A 20,175-nucleotide genomic window follows, 5' to 3' on the forward strand; every position below is an offset into this window, starting at 1 on the left:
AGGATCGGCGACCGCCTCCGGATAGGCTCCGCGGAGTTCGCGGTCACGCAGCCCCGCATGCCCTGCTACAAGCTCGGGGCGCGTTTTGGCCGCGAGGACATGGTCAAGCGCTTCCTGGCCAGCGGTCGCACGGGCTTCTACCTGGCGGTGCTCGGTGAAGGCGAGGTGGGGAGCGGCGACCCCATCGCGTTCACGGCCCGGGACGATAACAACGTGACGGTGGCCGACATCACGGCTCTCTATACCCGCGCTGCCGACAACCAGAGCCTTCTCCAGCGCGCGGTCGCGCTGCCCTCCCTTCCCGAGGGTTGGCGGGACTATCTTCGCAAGCGCCTTTGGGAGCCCGACGCCTGATGGCTCGCACCAAAGGACACCGCCGGGGGCGTTTGGGTTGACGAGTCGACGACCCCAGGCTTGGTGCCACTCTCCCAATGATAGCGTCGGGTGTCATGCCCTATTCCGCTCTCGCATTGTGAGTTCAAGCACAAGGTTGCGATCCTCTCCGTGCTATTAGGAACTACGCACTCGGGCCCAGCTCTCTCAGGCTGGTCCATCAGGAGGGACCACTCATGCCAAATCGTCGCGGGCTCGTCGCTGCTGTCATCGGAATGTCGGTCATCCTTTTCTCCGCGCTCCCTCTCCTGGCCGGCTCGATCAGCATGGGACCACAGGCCATGGAAGGCGACCTCAAGGTAAGTCCCGGCACCGTCCTCATGGCCGGATACGATTTTACGATCCCGGGATCCCATCCCGCGAACACCGTGCAGTTCGTGAAGGCCTCCGTGACGTTTCAGGCTCAGTGCGTTTCGGGCACGGGCGGGGGGACAATCGTCGTGTTCCTCTCCGGTGACTCCATCACCGTGCCTCAGAACAGCAGTGGCTGGTTCCCCAGCGGAGACCAGAGTAGCCCCTTGGTCTACCAGGGGTCCGTGGCCGTGCCCGATCTTTGCAAGGGTGGGCTGGTGAGGCTCCAGAACGGAGGGACGTTCTCAGCAGATCTCCAAGCGAGCGACACCACGCAGTCGGTGCATGTGCGGTGGCACTACAGCGCAAACGGGAGTTCCGGCTCCTGGAGTGGGACCGCGAGCTTCAGGCCTGGCCCGCTCCAGGGAGGCAGCTAGCGGTGGCTCGGGGCGGCCCGGCGGTCGCGCAGGAACCTGGACGTCCAAAATTACCCGCGGGGGGGAGATCTCTGGCGCCTAGAACTTGTCCGAGCCGAGCGCCCGCCGCCTCCTCCATCGCCCCGCGGTGACTCTGGCTCACTCTTCGTCCTTCGTCGCCGTTCACGGAGTCGCACGGGCACTCCTGCGTACGGGGATCGAGCAAACTCCCGATAAGGACGAGCAGGACCGGAACCAAGCCAATGACGCTCGAGCGCAGAGACGCTTTCCGGGACCCGGCTCTCGTCCCCGTTGCCTTCTCCCTCGGGTTCGAGCCGAGAGCGGATCCAGGCCGTCAAGCGAGCGCGCGTCTTTATGGTCAGGGGTAGGGAATGGGGGCTCGCCATTAGCGGCGTGAGCGAGGGCGGCCACGGCCGACCGCACCCACGGGTTGGGCCGCCCGTTTTCGGGCCCCCCTTCGCGGACCGGGGACCGCGCGGCTCGGAGGCAGGTAGTGGAACCGGACCAGGTATACGCTCTCGCCGCTACCGTGCTTCGCGATCTTGAGGAGGTCGACCACGCCTTTGAAACCGGACTCCCGCGCCAGCCCGGGGGTGATGTCCGCGTAGCTCATGGGCAGGATCGAATCCACCTCGATCTCACCCTCGTCCATGCGGTAGCGGCGGCCGGCCGTGACGTGGGGGCGCTTCCAGATCCGGACGCTGGACGTGATTCGGCCGCTACGAACGCCTTCGCGCAGGCGTTTCGTGAATATCAAGGGTAGACCCCGCTCCTGGTCCAGGAAGGCAGGGCCGGCCCCCCCTTCAAGGCTCTTAGCGGGCGGAGCGGGTCCGGAACGGGGACCCGCTCGCGGCAGATTCCAGAGTTGCGGGCGGTTTGCTACCGGTCGCGGTCGTGCTCCCAGTGGCGGCGGTCATGCTCCCGCTCGTAGTAGTGGCGCTCGGGCTCGCGGTGGGCGCGGTACTCGCGAAGGTAGCGGGGCTCCTCGTTGTAGGTCCGCCAGCCTCGGCCGTCCCGATAATGCCAGCGGCTCCCGTACCAGTACGCGGCGTGCCCCTCGTAGTAGACGGGTCTGGCCGTAGCGATGTACCAGGCGGGGGGAAAGACCTGAATCTCGATCCCCGCCCGGGCCGGCGTGGAAGCCAGGCAGGAAGCGACCACCGCGCCCGCCAACGTCGTCACGAGTCTTCGGTTCATAGGACCCTCACTTTGCGGAAGGGGCCGGCTTGTAGTTCCCATGCTCGCGCAGCTCCGCGGCGAGTTTCGTGCGTTGATCCGGCGTCAGCAGGGGTGTCACGGTCTCGTAGAAGACGGCCATCCGTGTCGCGCCGCGGCTCGCCAGGTTGCCGTTCGCGTTCGACGAGACGACTTTGGCATCGTAGGGGTCGCCCGCGAACGCGGTGGCGAACGCCTTCACGTGCGCTTCCGCTTTCTGGGGGTCGAACTTGGCGGAACCCCCGGCCAGCGCGGTCTGAAGGGCGGCCGAGATCTTAGTGACCTGGTCCGGCGTCAGGGACACCTCCTCCGTCAGCCGGGCCAGCCGCCCGCCGTGCTCCCGCCCGCCGGGCTCGGCGTCGTGATTGACCTGACGCCAGACCTCCCAGTGGGCCTCGACCTTGTCGGCGAGGGCCGCGCGCTCGGACGGAGAGAGGATGGCGTGGAGCTTGTTCAGAGTGTCGAGGCTCGCCCCCTGCACGGCGTCTGCGGCCGCGGTCAGCTTCGCGATGGCGGCATCCACCTTGGCCGTGTCTACGGTGCCGGCGGCGATGCCGTCGGCCAGCGTGAGCAGGAGGCTCTTTTCCGTCTCCCGCGCGGCCGCCATTTGGGCGTGGAGGTCGCTCTGGAGCTTCTCGATCTGGGGACGCTTCGCATCGTCCACGCCCAGGGTGTCGAGGCTCATCGCGATGAACTTAGTGACGCCGCCGTGATGGTGGTGCCGGTGGTGTTCCTTCAACTCCGAACCCGCTTGGTCCTCGGCCGGGGACGCGCTCGGGTTGGGTGCGGCCCCCGGGGTTGGAGAGGGTGCTTGGGCATAAGCCGCAGCCACGGTAAAGAAACCGGCGACCATTGCCACTCCCGTCGGTCTGAGGAATCTCATGTGCACTCCCAGCAAAAGGTCCGCAAACACCTGGCGTCTCCGTCGCTTCCCGACGGCCGACCCTCAAAGCCTAGACCGGCTGTGCTGCGTTTTCAACACGCTTTGGTCCGCCTCCTCGCCCCGCATCCGGGCCATCAAGCCTGGCCCGCGCGGTCACCCGAGTTCAGGGCCGGAATTGCTGGGCCATATCGCGCCTCCGGGCTCGAGGGGCGGGAGGCGGGGGCCGTCCGACGGCCGCAAGGCCCTGCGCTTCGGCCTGGGGGAGGCTAGAGGACGCTGACCCGGGGCAAGCCCAGGCTCTCGCGGGCTCGCTGGCGCAGATAGCGGCGCACGGCGTCCTCGAGGGAGGCGGGATCGACTTTTTCGCGGTGGCGCTCTGCGGCCCGTTCGGCTTCCGCGCGCAGGCGGGCTCCCTCCGCGGAGGGCAGAGAGTCGAGCGCGGCCGCGGCCACGTCGTTGTCGATCTCCCGGAGCTTGACCCGCAGGTAGTCCCAGTTGGGGCGAGAGGCCACCGCCACCAGGTCCTGCACCTCCACGATCTTTTGGAGGGGAAGGGCAAAGCCGGCTCGGGGCAGCTCGAGGAGGCGCTCGCGAAGGGCGGCCAGGACTTCCCCGACCTCGCTCAAGGGAACGCGCTCCGCGGCGGGCCCGGGGGGGACCGGCCGCGGCCCCGCGGTCGCCATGTCCTCCACCTGGTGCCGGCAGTAGGCAAGCGAGCTCACTTGGGGATTGCCCTCGAAGGCCCGGTCGATGGCCACGAGGACGGTGGCCAGGGGGACCCCCGCCTGGTGCCAGCCCTTGGCGAGGGCGAAGTCCCGGGGGCTGAGCGCGTGATCGCGCCCCCGGAGCGTCCGCATGTGGGCTTCGATGGCCTCCACGTAAGCCTCGAGGTCGGAGGGAGGGCTCACCGGGGCACCACGTCGAACTGCTCCTGGTGGAGGAGGGGGTCCCCCTGGACGGAGAGCTCCCCCCCCACCAGACCCTGGAGGTCGCGCAGGACCGCGGCTTCGTCCCCGGCCAGGGCCCGCGCCACCTCCGGGTTCACGCGCAGCAGCAAGGGCTGGCCGCGCATGTCGGGGGCCAGCTTCTTGACCTCATCGTAGATCTCGGAGCAGACGGTGGCCACGCTCTTGATCATCCCGCTCCCCGTGCAGTAGGGACAGGTCTGGCAGAGCAGGCGCTCCAGCGACTGCTTCACGCGCTTCCGGGTCAGGATCACCAGGCCGAACTCGTTAACGGAGAGCACCTTGGAGGGCGAGCGGTCCTTGCGGAGCTCCTGCTCGAGGGCGGCCATGACCCTCTGCCGGCTCTTGCGCTCCTCCATGTCGATGAAGTCCACCACGATGATTCCCCCCAGATCGCGCAGGCGGATCTGACGCACGATCTCGCGCACCGCGTCCAGGTTGGCCCGGAGGAGGGTGTCCTCCAGCGTCTTCTTCCCCACGTAGCGGCCGGTGTTCACGTCGATGGCGACCAGGGCCTCGGTCTGGTTGATCACGATGTAGCCGCCGGAAGGGAGCCAGACCTTGGAGCGGAGGGCCCGCTCCAGCTCGGGGGCGACCCCGTGCTCCTCCAGGATGTTCTGGGGGGTGTCGTAGAGCCGCACCCGGGGGCCCAGCTCGGGCTGGAGCAGGTTCACAAGGTCGAGCGTGCGCTGGAACTCCCGCTCGCTGTCCAGGCGGATGGAGGCGATGTCGCCGGAGAGCAGGTCGCGCAGGAGCCGCTGCACGAGCGAGAGCTCGCGGTGGAGAAGGGCGGGGGCGGCCTCGCGGGTGGCCAGGGCCCGCGCCTCGTCCCAGGTCCGGGCCAGGTACAGGCCGTCCCGCTCGAAGTCCTCCGGACTTCGCCCCTGGCCCGCGGTGCGGGCGATGAGGCCTCCGCCCCCCCGCTCCTGCCGGATCTGCTTGAGGAGGCCCTTCAGACGGCGGCGCTCCTCCTCGTCCACGATCTTTCGCGACACCCCCACGTGCTCCACGGTGGGCATGAGCACGAGGTAGCGGCCGGGAAGGGAGACGTGGGAGGTGATGCGGGCGCCCTTGGTGCCCAGCGGTTCCTTCATCACCTGGACCAGAATCTCCTGACCCTCGCGCAGCCGATCCTCTATGGGGGCGTGGCGGTTGCCGGTCTCGGCCGGGGCCTGCTCCTCGGGGGTGAGCAGGTTCTCGGGCAGCTCCTCGAGGACATCGTCCGCGTGAAGGAAGGCGTCGCGCTCGAGGCCCAGGTCCACGAAGGCCGACTGCATGCCAGGCAGGACCCGGGTGACGCGGCCCTTGTAGATGTTGCCGACGATCCCTCGGTGCGCCTCCCGCTCGATGAAAAGCTCGGAGACGACGCCGTCCTCAAGGAGGGCGACCTTCGTCTCCTGCGGCGTGCTGCTGACGATCAGGTCCCTGGTCATGGAAGGTCCCATCCATGAGCCTTCCCGCCCCCTGCGCCAAGCCCTCCCGGCTCCTCCGGGAGGGGGCGGGCGTCCTCAGCACGGGTCCGGTCCCGGACGCGCCAGCGGGTGAGGGAATGGCTCGAAGGGGGTCCCTCCTCCGCGAGCGGCGGAGGGCAGGGATCCCCGGAAGCGGCGCGGGGGCCGCGAAAGAAGTCTTAGGAGAGAGGGTACAAGGGCCCCGCCGGGCGGCCCTGGGCGCGTCGGGCGAGAGGGGAGCTCAGTTGGCGAAGCGCCGCATGCGGACATTCAGAATGAGACCAACGGCGAGAAGAGAAGAAAGGATGGACGAGCCGCCATAGCTCATGAGGGGGAGGGGCAAGCCCTTGACGGGCAAGAGCCCCGCCACCATGGCGACATTGTACACGACCTGGAAGGCGAAGGTGGCCGCGATGCCCGCGGCCAGGAAGGCACCCACCCGGTCGCGGGCGAGCTGGGCCGTCTCCAGCATTCGCCACAGGAGCAGGAGGTAGAGGGCGAGGACGGTGAGGACGCCCACGAAGCCCATCTCCTCGGCCAGGACGGAGAACACGAAGTCGGTGTGGCGGGCGGGCAGGTAGCCGAGCTGGGCCTGGCTGCCCTGCTGGTAGCCCTTGCCCAGCAGGCCGCCCGAGCCGACCGCGATCTGGGACTGGATCTTCTGGTAGCCCGCCCCCTTGGGGTCGAGGCTCGGATCCAGGAAGGTGTAGATGCGGGTCTTCTGGTAGTCCTTGAGGGCGAACTGCCAGCCCAGCCCGCCCACCATGAGGAGGACCACGAACAGGGCCAGCACCGCCTTCATGCGGAGCCCGGCCAGGAAGGCCACGCTCAGGAAGAGGGGGATCAGGCAGAAGGCGGTGCCGAGGTCGGGCTCGGCGGCGATGAGCAGGGCGAGCAACCCCACCGCCGCCCCCGGACCCAGGACATCCCGGAGACCCAAGGTCTCCGATCTCGACTCCGCGAAGACCTTGGCCACGAAGAGGGCAGCCACCAGCTTGACGAGCTCGGAGGGCTGGAGCTGGATCGATCCGTGGAACGACCCGAGCGAGATCCACCGGCGCGTGGCCGCGATCCGGGGCCCGAAGAACAGGACGTAGACGAGCGCGCCCACGGCCAGCAGGTAGAGGGGCACCGCGCGGTCGGCCAGGCGTCGGTAGTCCACGAGCAGGGAGATCAGGAGGCAGGGGATGCCGATGCCGACCAGGTAGAGCTGCTTCAGATACAGCCCCGAGCCATGCCCGGAGTGAGCGGCGGAGAGGATGGTGAGCACCCCGAGGCCGCTCAAGAGAAGCGTCACCCCCAGAAGGACCCAGTCCACGTTGACGAGCAGCCGCCGGTCGATGGCCATGCCGGGATCAGTCCTCGGTCTCGACGTCGGTGACGCCCGCCGCCACCGGACCGCCGGGGGCGTGCAGGCCGAAGAAAGCGGCCAGGATCTCGTGGGCTACGGGTGCGGCGGCCTCGCCTCCGCTCCCCCCGTGCTCCACCAGCACCGCGAGCGCGATCCGCGGGTTGTCGGCGGGGGCGAAGGCCACGAACCACCCGTGGGGGAGGATGCCGGCCAAGGTGGGAGTCTTCTCGAGCCGGGACTTGGCCACCACCTGAGCGGAGCCGGTCTTGCCGCAGACCTCGATGTTTGGCAGGCGCGCCCGCCCTCCCGTGCCTTCCGCCACCACCGCGGCCATGCCCGAGCGCACGACTTGGAGGACCTGGGGCTTGAATCCCAGGTCGAGGGGGGCCTCCCCCGACACCGGCTGCCCTCCCCGCGACCGCACGAGGTGGGGACGCACCAGCTTCCCGCCGTTGGCGATGATGGCGGCCAGACGCGCCATCTGCAGGGGGGTGACGTTGACCTGACCCTGACCGATGGAGACCGAGACCGTCTCCCCCCCGTACCAGGGGGCCTTCTGGGTGCGGAGCTTCCACTCCGGGCTGGGGATGAGCCCGCCCGCTTCGTAGGGCAGGTCGATGCCGGTGGGGGCGCCGAGACCCATCCGCTTGGCGTAGGCGGCGATGCGGTTGATCTCCAGCCGCATCCCCACCTGGTAGAAGAAGACGTTGCAGGACTGGGCCAGGGCCCGGTGGACGTCCATCACTCCGTGGCCGGAGGCCTTGCTGCAGCGGAAGACGGTGTTGTAGACGGAGAGGTAGCCGGGACAATAGAAGGTGGTGTCGGGAGAGATGATCCCCTCCTCGAGGGCGGCCGTGGCCATCACCAGCTTGAAGGTGCTGCCCGGGGAGTACTGGCCCTGGATCACCCGGTTAATGAGCGGGGTCCCGGGGTCGGTGCTGAGGCGGCCCCAGAGGGCGGGGTCGATGCCGGTGGTGAACTTGTTGGGGTCGTAGGCAGGGGTGGAGGTCATGGCCAGGATCTCCCCCGTCTGGGGATCGAGCGCCACCGCGCTCCCCGCCCGGCCCGCGAAGGCGCGGTCCATGGCCGCCTGGAGGTGGCTGTCCAGGGTGAGGGTGAGGCTGGGCCCGTCCACCGGGGACCGGCGCTCGGCCTCCGCCACCTCCAGGCCCCGGCTGTTCACGATCACGCGCCGGAAGCCGTCCCTGCCCATGAGGCTCCGGTTGTACTGGGACTCGAGCCCGGCCTGGCCGACGAGGGCACCCTGGGCCAGGTCCCCGAACTCCGGGGACTGGAGCTGGCGCTCCGTGACCTCCCCCACCCGGCCGAGGGCGTGGGCGGCGGCCGCGGCCAGGGGATAGGAGCGCAGGGGTACGACCTCCACGCTGACCGCGCGGAGCTCCGGCCGCCGCGCCTCCAGGGCGGCCACGTCGGCGAGGGGGGCGTCCGTTTTCACTACCACCGGACGGAAGGGGGCGCGGCGCACGAGGCGCTCGCGGAGCTGGGCCTCCCCCATCCCCAGCGTCCGCCCCAGCCGGGCCACCGTGCCGTCCAGGTCCTCCGCGTCCTCGGGGGTGAGGAGCACGTTGAAGGAGGGGCGGTTCTCCACCAGCACCCGGCCGTTGCGGTCGAGGAGGGGGCCGCGGGGAGCGGCCAGGGTCAGCGTGCGGCTGCGGTTGTTCTCGGCCAGGGTGCGGAAGTACTTCCCCCGGACCACCTGGAGGGTCCAGAAGTGGATGATGAGGAGGACGATGAGCCCCGCCACCAGCGACTGGAGGATGCCTACCCGCGTCTGCACCACCCGGAGGTCTTCGTAGATCCTCACGCCCGCCCCTCCCGGGGAAGGCGGCGGTCCAGGAACTCGAAGAGGGCGACCCCCACCACCGCGTTCACGGTGGCGCGGGTCGCGAGACCCAGCGGACTGAGATCGAGCGTCCGCACGTCGAAAACCGCGGTCCACCACTGGAAGACGAGCGCGTCGGCCAGGGTGGTGACGAGGAGGACGAGGGCGCGCGCTCCGGGGCCGATGAGGAGAAAGCGGGCCCCCGCCATCCCCACCCCGAAGCCCACCAGGATCTTGGTGAGGGCGGAGAAGCCGAGCACGGTGCCCCCGAAATGCACGTCCTGGACCCAGCCCGCGGCCATGCCCGCGAGCATGCCATGGGTCTCGCCCTCCGTGAGCGCGCAGTAGACGAGGACGAGCAGGAAGGGGTCGAAGACGCGGGCCTGCCCGGGCAGGAGCTGGGTGAGGGCGGACTGAACGAGGAGCGCGCCCAGGATGGCGAGGGCCGTCCAGAACATCCTCATCGCACCGCCTCGTTAGGGAGGGCTTCTTCCTGGCTCCCGCGCACGACCAGAACCTCCTCCAGCTGCTCGAAGCGAGCGGAGGGCTCGACCAGGACCTCCTTGAAGAGGGAGCCCGGACTCACGAAGCGCACGCGGCCCACGACCAGGCCCTTGGGGTAGATCCGATCCTGGCCGGAGGTCACCACCACGTCCCCCACCACCACGTCTGCCAGTTCCGGCACGTACTTCATCAAGAGGTCGCCCGAGCTGGACTCGGCGAAGCCCACCTGGCCCGCCACCACGCCCTTCACCCGGCTGCGCTCGATCAAGACCCCCGCCCCGCTGTCCCGGTCTTGAAGAAGCTGGACCCTGGCCGAGCGGGGTCCCACCCAGATCACCCGGCCCACCACTCCGGTCGGGCTCAGCACCGGAGCCTCCAGGGCCACCCCCGCCTCCCGGCCCCTGTTGATGGTGATGCTCCGGAACCAGGGCATGCCCTCCCGGGCCACGACTTCGGCCACGATCGTCTTGTGGGGAAGGAGTTCCCGAAGCCCGAGGAGCTCGCGAAGGCGCTCCGCCTCCCGCGCCTTGTACTGCTTCTCCTGGAGCTGCGTCTCCAGGATGGAGAGCCTCTCCTGCAGACGCTCGTTCTTCTCGCGCACGCCCCTAAGGTCGACGTAACCGCTCCAGGACCGCTCCACCCCCCGCACCGCCGCCGCCACCGCTTCCTGGAAGGGGGAGAGCACCGCGAACACCATGCGCTGGAGGAGCGAGGCCCCGCTCCCCCCGTCCACCTGGTGACTGATCACGACCAGGTGCAGAAGGACGAGGCCCACCAGAATGAAGCCGCTTTTGCGCGCGTCGATGATGAGCCCGGCCATGGCCGCCCCGTCAGTCCAGACTGATCTTCCTCAGGAGGTCGAAGTCGGACAGCATCTTACCCGTACCCAGGACCACGCTGGAGAGGGGGTCCTCGGCCACGGAAACGGGCAGCCCCGTCTCCTCGCGCAGGAGCTTGTCCAGGTTCTTGAGCAGGCTCCCCCCTCCGGTGAGGACGATCCCCCGATCCACGATGTCCGCGGAGAGCTCGGGGGGCGTGCGCTCGAGGGCCACCCGCACCGCGTTCACGATCAGGCTGATGGGCTCGGCGAGGGCCTCCCGGATCTCGGCGTCGGTGATGGTCAGGGTCTTGGGGATGCCCTCGATGAGGTCACGGCCCTTGATCTCCATGGTCACCGGCTCGTCCAGGGGAAACGCGCTGCCGATCTCCAGCTTGATCTGCTCGGCCGTGCGCTCGCCGATGAGCAGGTTGTACTTCTTCTTGGTGTACTGGATGATGGCCTCGTCCATCTCGTTCCCCGCCACCCGCACCGACTTCGAGTACACGATCCCGGCCAGGGAGATGACCGCGATGTCGGTGGTTCCGCCCCCGATGTCCACCACCATGTTCCCGCTGGGCTCGGTGATGGGGAGGCCGGCCCCGATGGCGGCGGCCATGGCCTGGTCCACGAGATAGACCTCGGAGGCCTTGGCCTTGAGGGCGGAGTCCTTGACCGCCCGCTTCTCGACCTGGGTCACCTCGGAGGGGATGCCGATGATGATCCGCGGGCGCACGAGGGTGTTGCGGTTGTGGGCCCGCCGGATGAAGTAGCTGAGCATCTTCTCCGTTATCTCGAAGTCGGCGATGACCCCGTCCTTCATGGGACGGATGGCCACGATGTTGCCGGGGGTGCGGCCAAGCATCTCCTTGGCGTCCTTCCCCACCGCCTCTACCTTCCCGGTGACGCGGTTCACGGCCACGATGGATGGCTCCGAGACCACTACCCCCTTGCCCTTGGCGTACACGAGGGTGTTGGCGGTGCCCAGGTCGATAGCGAGGTCGCTCGACAAGAAGCTCAAGTTGAAGAGAGAGCGCAAGTTCATGGTTCTGGATGATTCTCCTATTTCGGTTGCTGGGCCTTGCTAGACCGCCACCTCGATGCCGTTCTTGTCCCGCTCCTTCACCCGGTACATGGCCTGGTCCGCCTTCTGGATCAGCCCTTCGGGGGTGAGCGCGTGGTCGGGGTAGGAAGCAATCCCGAAGGAAGCCGAGATTTGGGCGGAGAGGCCCTGAGAGGCCAGGAAGTGATGCTCCTCGATGGCCTTGCGGAGCCTCTCCGCGATGACGAGAGCCCCCGAGGGGGGGGTCTCGGGCAGCACCACCACGAACTCGTCACCCCCGTAGCGGGCCAGGATGTCGGACTCCCGGACGGCCAGGGCGAGGATGGTCCCCACCTCGGCCAGGGTGCCCGAGCCCGCGAGGTGGCCGTACTGGTCGTTGATCCCCTTGAAGCCGTCCAGGTCCAGGAAGATCACGCTGAGCGGGATGCCGTGCCGCTTGCAGCGCTTGATCTCGCGCCCGATGTACAGGTTCAGGTAGCGGGAATTGAAGAGCTTGGTCAAGTCGTCCGTGATCGTGAGCTGCTCCGTGCGCTGAAAGAGGATGGCATTTTCGATCGCGATCGCGCAGGGCTCGACCAGGGTCAGAAGCACCTCGAGGTCGGTGTTGGTGAACCGCCCGCCCAGCCGGTTGATGATCTCCACCACCCCGATTGTGCGTCCCCGGGAGATGAGGGGGGCGCAGAGGATGGAGCGGGTCTCGAACTGGGTCTTGCTGTCGAACCTCCGGGAGAAGCGGGGGTCCTTGGTGGTGTCGTTCACGATGGCGGGCTTTCCCGTCTGAGCCACCCAGCCCGCCACCCCCTCCCCGATCTTCACCCGGAAGGCGGAGACGTCTTTGCCCTTGGCCCCCAGGGCCAGCTCGAAGGCCAGCTCCTGCTTCTCCTCGTCCACCATCAGCATGGACCAGGCCTCGGAGGGGATGAGCTGCTGGATCTTGGCCATGATCAGCTCGATCACCTTCCGGGGCTCCAGGATGGAGTTGGCCGTCTTCACGATGTCGCTCAGGATGGCCAGTCGCTGGGCCGTCTTCTTGAGGGCCAGGCCGAGATCGCGCTGCCCGGCGGGGTTCCCCCGCGAGCCCGCGGACTCCAGGTGCGCGAGCACGGCCGCGGCCGGGGGGTCGCCGGCGCGCCAGCAGAGGAGCTGGAAGTCCAGGCCCAGGCGTTCGGCCTCGCGCAGGGCGCGCCCACTCGGGGCCCGGCAGAGGCCCCCCACCGGTTTGCGGGGGAGGGCGCGCCGAACCGTGCGCACCGCGGCCGGGCGCAAATGCGGCCCGACCTCGACCAGAGCCCCGTCGAAGCCGCGGAGATCCGGAAGGCGCGCCCCGCGGGCGGGGAGGGGGAAGAACTCGTAGGCCAGGCCCCGGGTGGGCGCGGGCTTCAGCTTGCGCCGGAGCGCGGAGCCGCCGAAGACCGCAACCCGCGCCATCGCTAGAACGGCACCACAAGGGGTCGCTTCTGCTCGTTGACCCCGCCATTGATCCCGGTCGCGCGGAAGACCACCAGCTGCTTGCCCCCTTCCAGGGTGATGAACTCGTTGAAGGAGCCGTCCGTCTGAACGTCCACCCGCTGGCCGTTCACGGTCAGAGAGGCGCCCGGCTCCGTCTTCCCCTTCACCTGGAGGATGTTCCCGCGGGGCTCTAGGGGGTCGATGATGAGGGCCGGGGGAGGCCCGCCGGTCAGGATCCCTCGGGGCCGCGTCACCGCGAAGCGCGCGAACTCCGAGAAGCTCCCCTCCACCCCCTCCTTGTCCACCGCCGCCACCTTCCAATAGTAGGTCCCCACGTCCAGACCCCGCAGCTCCATGGAGCCGCTCTGCCAGTTCTTGCGGTCCACCACCGGCCGGCTGAAGGCGGGCGCGTAGTCCACGAGCACGTGGTAGGAGACCGCCCCCGCCACCGCCTTCCAGGCCAGGAGGGTGGTGGCGGAGGGGGGATTCGGATAGGAGATCTCGGCCTGGTGGGGAGGGGCGAGGAGGATGGGGATGCCGGGCAGAGTGATCTTGGGCCCGAGTTTGCCCGCCGCGTCCACCCGTACCCCCGTGTTCGCGGCCAGTTCGATCTTCTCGCCCGTGCGGCTCTCCGCCCGGGCCGTCCCCTTGAAGATCTTGATCCCGCTGTCCCCCGAGTCCTGCACGAGGATGTTGCCCGCGGAATCGTCTCCCGCGGTCGTGCGCACGGTGGGGGTGGAGAAGACGGCCGCGCTGCCGGGCACGTTCCGGGGCACGGTTTGGAAGTTCACCTCCCCGGAGGAGATCCTGGCCGCCACAACTCGCCTCTTGGAGGCCGGATCCTCGGAGGTCTCCTCGATGGCGAGGAGGCTGTCCGCGCGCACATGGAAGACGGTGCCGTCGAAGAAGCGGATCTCAGCCGAGGCCCCGGAGCCGGTGCGCACGAGGTCGGCCTTGTTGAGGACGATGTTCCGGTCTGCGCTCACCCACTGGAGGGTCCCCGCCACCCGGACCTGGACGCTGCCGTCGATGTTGGTGAAGCGGGCGGAGGTCGAAACCGGGGGGACGCTCGCGGGGGGGGCGTGAGGGTTCTGACTGGCGTAGTAGAAGTAGCCGCCGCCCGCGATCACGACGACTACGCTGGCCGCAATGTAGATGCTCCGGTAGGAGACCGTGAACCAGTCGATGAGGTCGTCTTTGGGGCGGGACGGCTTACCCTTGTCTGGCGCCATGCAGGCGGTCGGCGGGTTGCTTCAAGTGGCTCCCCCGGCTCCTCAAATTCCTTCAGCCCAAGTGACTTAGGGGCGGGCAAGAGTATAGTGCAAGCGGACAGTGGGCGCAAAGACCCGCCCCCCGGGTTGCGGGGCGATCCCCCTCGAGAATAAAATCGAGGTTTTCTGGATATCTCCCCGAGGAGATCCTGGAAACGGAGACGACATGGTTCTCGGCTTCATGAGACGTTACTTGTGGTTCTTCAAATGGTTCCTGGTCATCGTCGTCGCTTCCTTCATCTGGTTCTACATCCCGGCCCTGACCGGAAGCGGCATAGACCGCGGCACCCCCGGTGAGGTGCTGGCCAAGGTTGGCGGGCTCCCCATCACGGTCGGGGAATACCAGAAGACCTACCAGCGTCAGCGCCAGTTCTACGAGCGCATCTATCAGGGGCGGCTCGACCCCGCCGCCCTGCGCCGGCTGGGCCTGGAAGAGCAGACCTTCGACAGCCTGGTCCTCGAACGGGTGACGCTCCTGGAGGCGAAGCGGCTGGGCCTCTCCGTGCCCGATGAGGCCCTGGCCAAGACCATCGCCTCCTCCCCGGAATTCCAGGAGAACGGACGCTTTCTGGGCGGGGAGGAGATCAGGCGCACGCTCGATCTCAAGGGAGTGAGCGTCGAGGAGTTCGAGGGGGCGCTCCGGGGCTCGCTGCTCCGGGAGAAGCTCGAAGCGCTGGTCACGGACGGGGTGGGGGTGACGGACAAGGAGGTGGAGCGAGAGTTCCGCCGCCGGAACGAGCAGATCAAAGCGGAATACGTGCTGGTGGACGCAGCCCGGTTCCGCCCCCAGGTGGCGGTGGACGACGAGCAAGTGAAGGCGCGCTTCGAGGCCAAGCGCGAGTCCTACCGCTTCCCCGAGCGGCGGGTGGTGTCCTACATCCTGCTCGACGGGGAGGCGCTCCGGCCGCAGGTCACGGTCACGGAGCGGGATCTCGGTCTCTACTACCAGGACCACCGCGACGAGTTCAAGCAGGAGGAGGAGACCTGCGCCCACCACATCCTGATCAAGGTGAAGTCGAGCCCGGGGGCCAAGGAGGGCCATTCCGACGCGGAGGCGAAAAAGATCGCGGAGACCGTCCGGGACCGCCTCACGGCGGGAGAGGAATTCGAAGCCTTAGCCAAGAAGATGTCCGAGGACCCCGGCTCGGCCTCCACGGGTGGAGACCTGGGGTGCTTCCCGCGTGGGCGCATGGTCCCCGCTTTCGACTCGGCCGTTTTCCAGATGGAGGCAGGCCAGACTTCCGACCTCGTGAAGACCCCGTTCGGCTACCACATCATCCGCGTGACCTCGCGGAAAGAGGAGACGGTTCTCCCCCTGATCCAGGTGAAAGACCGCGTCCGGCAGATCCTGACCAGCCAGCGCGTGGAGGCCCTCGCCTCCCAGAAGGCGGAGGCCATCGCGGGCACGCTGGCCCGCGGAAAGAGCCTGGAGGTCGCGGCCCGCGAGCAGGCCTTGACCGTGCAAAAGAGCATTCCTCTCGCGCGGGGAGAGACCCCCGACCCGCTCGCCTCCCCCTCCCTCTCGGCCCGTGTCTTCGAGATGAAGGTTGGAGACATCGAGAAGGAAGGCTTCTCCCTTCCCCGGGGCGCCGCCTTCATCGCTCTCGCCGAGGTGCAGCCCTCCCGGCTTCCCGAGCTCAAGGAGGTGGAAGCCAAGGTGAAGGCCGACCTGATCGAGGAGAAGGCCCTGGACAAGGCCGGGCTCCAGGCCGCGGAGATCAAGGCCAAGGCCGCGGGCGTGGGCCTGGAGAAGGCGGCGGCGGCGGCCGGCCTGGTCCGCAAGGAGACACCCTCCCTCACCGGCCGCGGCATGCCCCTGGGGGACCTCGGCTCGGGGGCGGCCCTGGACGACGTGGCCTTCGCGCTGCCCGAGAAGACGCTCTCCGACCCCGTCCGCGTGGCCGCGGGCTATGCGGTCGTGCGCGTGCTCGAGAAGAAGACCTTCGACCCCGCGGCTTTCGCGGAGCAGAGGGCGTCCCTGGAGGAGTCCCTGCGGCAGGACAAGCGCAACCAGCTCTTCCAAGACTACATGGGCCAGGCCCGACAGCGCTTCCCTCTGGAGCGCCGAGGCGAGGCTTTCAAGCGCGTGGTGCTAGGCCAGGGGGGCTAGAGCCGGTAGAATAAGCCTGAGCCCATGCACGTCGAGATACGCCAGTCGGGCGACGTCGTGATCGTCGATCTGAAGGGAAAGCTGTCGGCGGGGCTCGGTGATCAGATCCTCCGCGACACCATCGACGAGCTCCTGGCCGAGGACAAGCGGAAGATCCTGCTCAACCTCTCCGAGGTCTCGTTCCTGGACAGCGCGGGCGTGGGGGAGCTGGTGGCGGGCCTGCGCACCGCCCGGCGATTCGGAGCGGAGCTGAAGCTCCTGAACCAGAGCCCGCGCGTCCACTCCACCCTCTACATGGCCCGCCTGCTCCCGATCTTCGAGGTCTACGCCGAGGAGACTGAGGCCCTGAGGGGCTTCGGCCCGAACTGACGCCCCCGGGGGTCATTCCTCGTCTTCGTCGGCGAGCCTCACGCTGACGGGATCCAGGGAGACGACCTTCAGCTCAATCGAGCACTGCGGACAGGACGTGTTTTCTCCCACGTCCAGATCGTAACCGTCCAACTCCAGGTCCGACTCGCATTCCGGGCAGCGGGTCATAATTGTGGGCGTCCTCGCTTCGGGATTTAGACGTCGTCCAACCGCATCGCGCAGAACAAGTCCGCGCCTTACCTCCCTCTCGTCACCACGTAGCGGGCCAAGTCCCGGAGGGGCTGGGCCCGGGAGCCGAACCCCGCCAGGGCCTCCTGAGCGGTCGCGATCAGTTCGCGCGCGAGATCACGGGCCCCCTCCACCCCCGAGAAAGACACGAAGGTGGTCTTCTTCAAGTCCTTTCCCACGTCCTTGCCGGCCTCCGCCTCCACCCCCCCGACGTCGATCAAATCGTCCACGATCTGGAACGCCAGGCCCAGGTTCTTGGCGTAACTAATGATGGCCGCGCGCTCCCCGGGTCGGGCGGCCAGGGCCCCCAGGGCGGCCGCGGCCGTGAAGAGGGCCCCCGTCTTGCGGCTGTGGATGAACTCGAGGGTGGGAAAGTCGATGGTCCGGTCGGTCCCGGCCAGGTCCTGGGCCTGACCCGCGATCATGCCCTCGAGGCCCACGGCGTGGGCGAGATCCCGGGCGACCGCGGCCCGCGTTTCCGCCCCCGGCCCCCCTGGCCAGCCCTCGGCCAGGATGGCAAAGGCGCGGTTCTGGAGGGCGAAGGCGGCCAGGATGGCGGTGGCCTCTCCATGGACGATGTGGCAGGCGGGGCGGCCGCGCCGGGAGCTCGCATCGTCCATGGAGGGCAGGTCATCCAGGATCAGGCTTGCGGTGTGGACCATCTCGATCGCACAGGCCGGGGGCAGCACCTGGTCGATGTCGCCGCGGAGCACTTCCGCCACGAGCAGAGACAGGATGGGCCGCAGACGCTTGGCGGGGCCGAAGAGGCTGTGCTCGATGGCGGCCGCCACTCCGGGTGCGTGGCCCGCTTGGTGGAGCCGGCGGAGCGCCGCTTCCACTTGAAGGCGCCGCTCCTCCAGAGTGGCTTCGAGGACGACGAATTCCGAGATCACGGAGCCAGCCATGCGCGCGCCGGTCACAGCGCGGAGAGCGCCTCCAAGACCTGGTCCTGGTGGCCATCCACCCGCACCCTGGGAAAGACCTTGCGCACCACCCCTTCCCCGTCAATGACGAACGTGGAACGGATCATTCCCTGGACTCTCTTCCCGTACATCAGCTTCTCGCCGAAGGCCCCGTACTTCTTTGCCACCGCCCGGTCGGGGTCGGCAAGGAGCGGAAAGTTCAGCTTGTACTTGGTCTTGAACTTTTGGTGGGAGAGGAGAGAGTCGCCGGAGACCCCGAGCACCACCGCCCCCCTTTTCTTGATCAGGGTCTGGGCGTCGCGGAAGCCACAAGCCTCCCTCGTGCAGCCGGGGGTGTCGTCCTTGGGGTAGAAATAGAGAACGACGGTCTTGCCACGCAGGTCGGAGAGACTCACCTCTCCTCCCTCCGAGGAGGCGAGCCGGAAGTCAGGGGCTTTCCGCCCTTCCTTTATCATGCCGTCCCGCCTCCCACGCCTTTCGCGGCATCTTACCCCCCGGTCTCAGTACCTGCCAAGCCCGGGCCCGCCGCGCGCGTGGGCGAGCACCGGCCGCGACTCCCCGGCGTCACCCCCGGAGTCCGCCCGAAACCCCCGGAGGGGATAGGCGTCCCCCCCGGGACCGACGCCCGGCCCGGTGGGCGGGACGCAAACGCAAGGGAAGCGGAGAGAGGCCCGCCCGAGCGTCACGTCGAGGACGCCGACTCCGAGGTAAGATCCGCTCCGTGGACTATCGCGAGGCGGGCGTCGACATCACGGCCGCGGACGCGGCCAAAGCCCGAATCAAGGCCCTGGCCCGGGGCACCTTCAACCCCTCCGTGCTGTCCGAGATCGGGTCCTTCGGCGGGATGTTCCGGCCCGACCTCGCGCGCTACCAAGAGCCGGTGCTGGTGGCGTCGACGGACGGAGTGGGGACGAAGATCCAGGTGGCCCGGGCCGCGGAAATCCACGACACCGTGGGCTACGACCTGGTGGCCCATTGCGTGAACGACATCCTGGTCCAGGGAGCCCTTCCTCTCTTCTTCCTCGACTACATCGCCCTCGGGACGATGGACCCCGAGCGGGTGGAGGCGATCGTGAAGGGCTTCGTCCGCGGCTGCGCCGAGTTCGGCTGCCCCCTGCTGGGGGGCGAGACCGCGGAGATGCCGGGCACCTACGCCCCCGGAGACTACGACCTGGCCGGCTTCATCGTGGGCGTGGTGGAGAGGAGCCGAGCCCTGACCGGCGAGCGGGTGCGGGAGGGGGACACCCTCCTGGGGCTGCCCTCGGCCGGACTCCACACCAACGGCTACTCCCTCGCTCGCAAGGTCCTCTTCGACCAGCTCGGCCATGATGTGCACACTCGCCTCCCCGCGCTGGGGACGAGCGTGGCGGAGGCCCTGCTCGCTCCCCATCGCGGGTATGTGGCCGCGCTGGAACCGCTCCTGGAGCGGGACAAGATCCACGCTCTCGCCCACATCACGGGGGGCGGCTTTCCGGGCAACATTCCGCGCGTTCTGCCCGCCGGCCTCGGGGTTCGGGTTCGCCTGGGCTCCTGGGAGGTACCTCCCCTCTTCCGCGTCATCCAGGCAGGAGGGAGCGTGCCTGAGGAGGAGATGTTCCGCACCTTCAACATGGGCATCGGCATGGTGGTGATCGTGGGCCCCGAGGATCTCCACCACGTCGAGCACTCCCTCGAGCGCCGGGGCGAGACGACCTTCGTGATCGGCTCCGTGATCCGGGGGTCGGGGGTCGTCTTCGAGTGAAGAAGGTCGGCGTGCTCGTCAGCGGCCGCGGCTCCAACCTCCAGGCCTTGATCGACGCCGCGAGCGCGGGTGCCCTGGGGGGCGAGGTGGCGGTGGTGATCTCCAACGTGGCCTCGGCCCCCGCCCTGGAGCGCGCCCACGAGGCGGGCATTCCCGCGCTCTTTCGGGACCACCGCGTGCGGGCGCGCGAAGCCTTTGACGCCGAGCTGGCCGAGATCCTTCACGGGCATGCGGTGGATCTCGTTTGCCTCGGCGGCTACATGCGCCTGCTCTCGCCCGGCTTCATCCGCGCCTTCCCCGGGCGGGTGGTCAACGTGCACCCTTCCCTCCTTCCCGCCTTCCCCGGCCGGGAGGCCCAGCGGCAGGCCTTTGAGCACGGGGTGAAGATCACCGGGGCCACCGTCCATCTCGTCGATGAGGGCTTGGACTCGGGGCCCATCCTGCTCCAGGAGGCGGTGCCCGTCTTCGCGTCCGACTCCGTGGAGGGCCTCTCCGCGCGGATTCTCCTGGCCGAGCACCGTATCTACCCGCGGGCGGTCAGGGTCCTGCTCGAGGGGCGCTACCGGATGGAGGGTCGGCGGGTGGTCGTGGAGGCGGAAGCATGAACCCGAGCGAGGCCGTCGCCCACCTCACGAAGGGGTGCGTGGACGTGGTGACCCCGGACGCGCTCAAGGCCAAGCTCGCTCTCGGCCGGCCCCTGACCGTCAAGGTCGGCTTTGACCCCACCGCTCCCGACCTCCATCTCGGCCACACCGTTCTCATGCGCAAGATGCGGCACTTCCAGGACCTGGGCCACCGCGTGGTCTTTGTGATCGGGGACTTCACGGGCATGATCGGGGATCCCACCGGTCGCTCCAAGATCCGCCCTCCC

22 protein-coding genes are annotated in these 20,175 nt (G+C 68.6%); 7 read left to right on the top strand and 15 right to left on the bottom strand.

The annotated features are described in order from the left end of the window. Together VN461_08585 and VN461_08590 are read left to right on the top strand one after the other, a co-directional pair. A partial coding sequence (locus VN461_08585) for an MOSC domain-containing protein (protein HXB54824.1) occupies positions 1 to 354 on the top strand: 354 nt, incomplete at its 5' end. 215 nt (positions 355 to 569) lie between these two features. Beyond that, positions 570 to 1,121 carry a hypothetical protein gene (locus VN461_08590; protein ID HXB54825.1) on the top strand — a complete coding sequence of 184 codons (552 nt, stop codon included), beginning with the start codon at positions 570 to 572 and terminating at the stop codon, positions 1,119 to 1,121. Positions 1,122 to 1,506: 385 nt separating this feature from the next. Here VN461_08590 and VN461_08595 read toward each other — a convergent pair whose 3' ends face one another. The 12 genes from VN461_08595 to VN461_08650 form a co-directional block, all read right to left on the bottom strand. After that, a complete protein-coding gene (locus VN461_08595) occupies positions 1,507 to 1,878 on the bottom strand; it encodes an ASCH domain-containing protein (protein ID HXB54826.1) in 372 nt (123 codons plus the stop codon). Positions 1,879 to 2,000: 122 nt separating this feature from the next. After that, positions 2,001 to 2,318, bottom strand: coding sequence for a hypothetical protein (locus tag VN461_08600; protein ID HXB54827.1), 318 nt, complete (start codon positions 2,316 to 2,318; stop codon positions 2,001 to 2,003). A gap of 7 nt (positions 2,319 to 2,325) precedes the next feature. Next, positions 2,326 to 3,219, bottom strand: coding sequence for a hypothetical protein (locus VN461_08605; protein ID HXB54828.1), 894 nt, complete (start codon positions 3,217 to 3,219; stop codon positions 2,326 to 2,328). A 266-nt stretch (positions 3,220 to 3,485) separates the two neighbouring features. Continuing rightward, on the bottom strand, positions 3,486 to 4,127 hold the full coding sequence (locus VN461_08610; protein HXB54829.1) for a hypothetical protein: 642 nt from the start codon (positions 4,125 to 4,127) through the stop codon (positions 3,486 to 3,488). Beyond that, positions 4,124 to 5,617 (bottom strand): Rne/Rng family ribonuclease, encoded by a 1,494-nt coding sequence (locus VN461_08615; protein HXB54830.1) that lies wholly within the window; start codon positions 5,615 to 5,617, stop codon positions 4,124 to 4,126. The genes VN461_08610 and VN461_08615 overlap by 4 nt, the downstream gene beginning before the upstream one ends. A gap of 259 nt (positions 5,618 to 5,876) precedes the next feature. Then, positions 5,877 to 6,983, bottom strand: a complete 1,107-nt coding sequence (gene rodA / locus VN461_08620; GenBank protein ID HXB54831.1) for a rod shape-determining protein RodA — start codon at positions 6,981 to 6,983, stop codon at positions 5,877 to 5,879. Positions 6,984 to 6,990: 7 nt separating this feature from the next. Continuing rightward, a complete protein-coding gene (mrdA, locus tag VN461_08625; protein ID HXB54832.1) occupies positions 6,991 to 8,811 on the bottom strand; it encodes a penicillin-binding protein 2 in 1,821 nt (606 codons plus the stop codon). Next, complete coding sequence (mreD, locus tag VN461_08630; protein HXB54833.1) at positions 8,808 to 9,293, bottom strand: rod shape-determining protein MreD; 486 nt, start codon at positions 9,291 to 9,293, stop codon at positions 8,808 to 8,810. Before mreD ends, mrdA begins: the two co-directional genes overlap by 4 nt. Next, positions 9,290 to 10,153, bottom strand: coding sequence for a rod shape-determining protein MreC (gene mreC, locus VN461_08635; protein ID HXB54834.1), 864 nt, complete (start codon positions 10,151 to 10,153; stop codon positions 9,290 to 9,292). The genes mreD and mreC overlap by 4 nt, the downstream gene beginning before the upstream one ends. A 10-nt stretch (positions 10,154 to 10,163) precedes the next feature. Next, positions 10,164 to 11,195, bottom strand: a complete 1,032-nt coding sequence (locus tag VN461_08640; GenBank protein ID HXB54835.1) for a rod shape-determining protein — start codon at positions 11,193 to 11,195, stop codon at positions 10,164 to 10,166. A 39-nt stretch (positions 11,196 to 11,234) separates the two neighbouring features. Further along, a complete protein-coding gene (locus VN461_08645; protein ID HXB54836.1) occupies positions 11,235 to 12,641 on the bottom strand; it encodes a sensor domain-containing diguanylate cyclase in 1,407 nt (468 codons plus the stop codon). Between the two features lie 2 nt (positions 12,642 to 12,643). Then, entirely contained in the window at positions 12,644 to 13,894 is a 1,251-nt protein-coding gene (locus VN461_08650; GenBank protein ID HXB54837.1) for a FecR domain-containing protein, read from the bottom strand. Positions 13,895 to 14,099: 205 nt separating this feature from the next. Between VN461_08650 and VN461_08655 the strand changes: the two genes are divergently transcribed. Beyond that, positions 14,100 to 16,043, top strand: a complete 1,944-nt coding sequence (locus tag VN461_08655) for a peptidylprolyl isomerase (protein ID HXB54838.1) — start codon at positions 14,100 to 14,102, stop codon at positions 16,041 to 16,043. 24 nt (positions 16,044 to 16,067) lie between these two features. Then, a complete protein-coding gene (locus VN461_08660) occupies positions 16,068 to 16,412 on the top strand; it encodes an STAS domain-containing protein (protein HXB54839.1) in 345 nt (114 codons plus the stop codon). A 12-nt stretch (positions 16,413 to 16,424) separates the two neighbouring features. Here VN461_08660 and VN461_08665 read toward each other — a convergent pair whose 3' ends face one another. From VN461_08665 to bcp, 3 genes are all read right to left on the bottom strand, one after another. After that, positions 16,425 to 16,580: a lysine biosynthesis protein LysW gene (locus tag VN461_08665; GenBank protein ID HXB54840.1), complete on the bottom strand. Its 156-nt coding sequence runs from the start codon at positions 16,578 to 16,580 to the stop codon at positions 16,425 to 16,427. A gap of 68 nt (positions 16,581 to 16,648) precedes the next feature. Further along, positions 16,649 to 17,545: a polyprenyl synthetase family protein gene (locus tag VN461_08670; protein HXB54841.1), complete on the bottom strand. Its 897-nt coding sequence runs from the start codon at positions 17,543 to 17,545 to the stop codon at positions 16,649 to 16,651. Between the two features lie 11 nt (positions 17,546 to 17,556). Beyond that, positions 17,557 to 18,018: a thioredoxin-dependent thiol peroxidase gene (bcp, locus tag VN461_08675; protein HXB54842.1), complete on the bottom strand. Its 462-nt coding sequence runs from the start codon at positions 18,016 to 18,018 to the stop codon at positions 17,557 to 17,559. Between the two features lie 266 nt (positions 18,019 to 18,284). Here bcp and purM point away from each other — a divergent pair, with 266 nt between their 5' ends. The 3 genes from purM to VN461_08690 all read left to right on the top strand — a co-directional run. Continuing rightward, a complete protein-coding gene (purM, locus tag VN461_08680) occupies positions 18,285 to 19,304 on the top strand; it encodes a phosphoribosylformylglycinamidine cyclo-ligase (GenBank protein HXB54843.1) in 1,020 nt (339 codons plus the stop codon). After that, complete coding sequence (gene purN, locus VN461_08685) at positions 19,301 to 19,909, top strand: phosphoribosylglycinamide formyltransferase (GenBank protein ID HXB54844.1); 609 nt, start codon at positions 19,301 to 19,303, stop codon at positions 19,907 to 19,909. The genes purM and purN overlap by 4 nt, the downstream gene beginning before the upstream one ends. Next, positions 19,906 to 20,175: tyrosine--tRNA ligase (locus VN461_08690; protein ID HXB54845.1), on the top strand; the 270-nt coding region annotated here is incomplete at its 3' end. The genes purN and VN461_08690, both read left to right, overlap by 4 nt.

The organism is Vicinamibacteria bacterium (assembly GCA_035570235.1).
Classification (GTDB): domain Bacteria; phylum Acidobacteriota; class Vicinamibacteria; order Fen-336; family Fen-336; genus DATMML01.

Bases quoted from the DNA above. Each gene is read 5' to 3' on its own strand.
- VN461_08590 (HXB54825.1), top strand. From the start codon at position 570: ATGCCAAATCGTCGCGGGCTCGTCGCTGCTGTCATCGGAATGTCGGTC.
- mreC (HXB54834.1), bottom strand. From the start codon at position 10,153: ATGGCCGGGCTCATCATCGACGCGCGCAAAAGCGGCTTCATTCTGGTG.
- VN461_08670 (HXB54841.1), bottom strand. From the start codon at position 17,545: ATGGCTGGCTCCGTGATCTCGGAATTCGTCGTCCTCGAAGCCACTCTG.
- VN461_08605 (HXB54828.1), bottom strand. From the start codon at position 3,219: ATGAGATTCCTCAGACCGACGGGAGTGGCAATGGTCGCCGGTTTCTTT.
- VN461_08600 (HXB54827.1), bottom strand. From the start codon at position 2,318: ATGAACCGAAGACTCGTGACGACGTTGGCGGGCGCGGTGGTCGCTTCC.
- VN461_08640 (HXB54835.1), bottom strand. From the start codon at position 11,195: ATGAACTTGCGCTCTCTCTTCAACTTGAGCTTCTTGTCGAGCGACCTC.
- VN461_08655 (HXB54838.1), top strand. From the start codon at position 14,100: ATGGTTCTCGGCTTCATGAGACGTTACTTGTGGTTCTTCAAATGGTTC.
- VN461_08645 (HXB54836.1), bottom strand. From the start codon at position 12,641: ATGGCGCGGGTTGCGGTCTTCGGCGGCTCCGCGCTCCGGCGCAAGCTG.
- VN461_08650 (HXB54837.1), bottom strand. From the start codon at position 13,894: ATGGCGCCAGACAAGGGTAAGCCGTCCCGCCCCAAAGACGACCTCATC.
- rodA (HXB54831.1), bottom strand. From the start codon at position 6,983: ATGGCCATCGACCGGCGGCTGCTCGTCAACGTGGACTGGGTCCTTCTG.
- VN461_08660 (HXB54839.1), top strand. From the start codon at position 16,068: ATGCACGTCGAGATACGCCAGTCGGGCGACGTCGTGATCGTCGATCTG.
- VN461_08615 (HXB54830.1), bottom strand. From the start codon at position 5,617: ATGACCAGGGACCTGATCGTCAGCAGCACGCCGCAGGAGACGAAGGTC.
- mreD (HXB54833.1), bottom strand. From the start codon at position 9,293: ATGAGGATGTTCTGGACGGCCCTCGCCATCCTGGGCGCGCTCCTCGTT.
- VN461_08665 (HXB54840.1), bottom strand. From the start codon at position 16,580: ATGACCCGCTGCCCGGAATGCGAGTCGGACCTGGAGTTGGACGGTTAC.
- bcp (HXB54842.1), bottom strand. From the start codon at position 18,018: ATGATAAAGGAAGGGCGGAAAGCCCCTGACTTCCGGCTCGCCTCCTCG.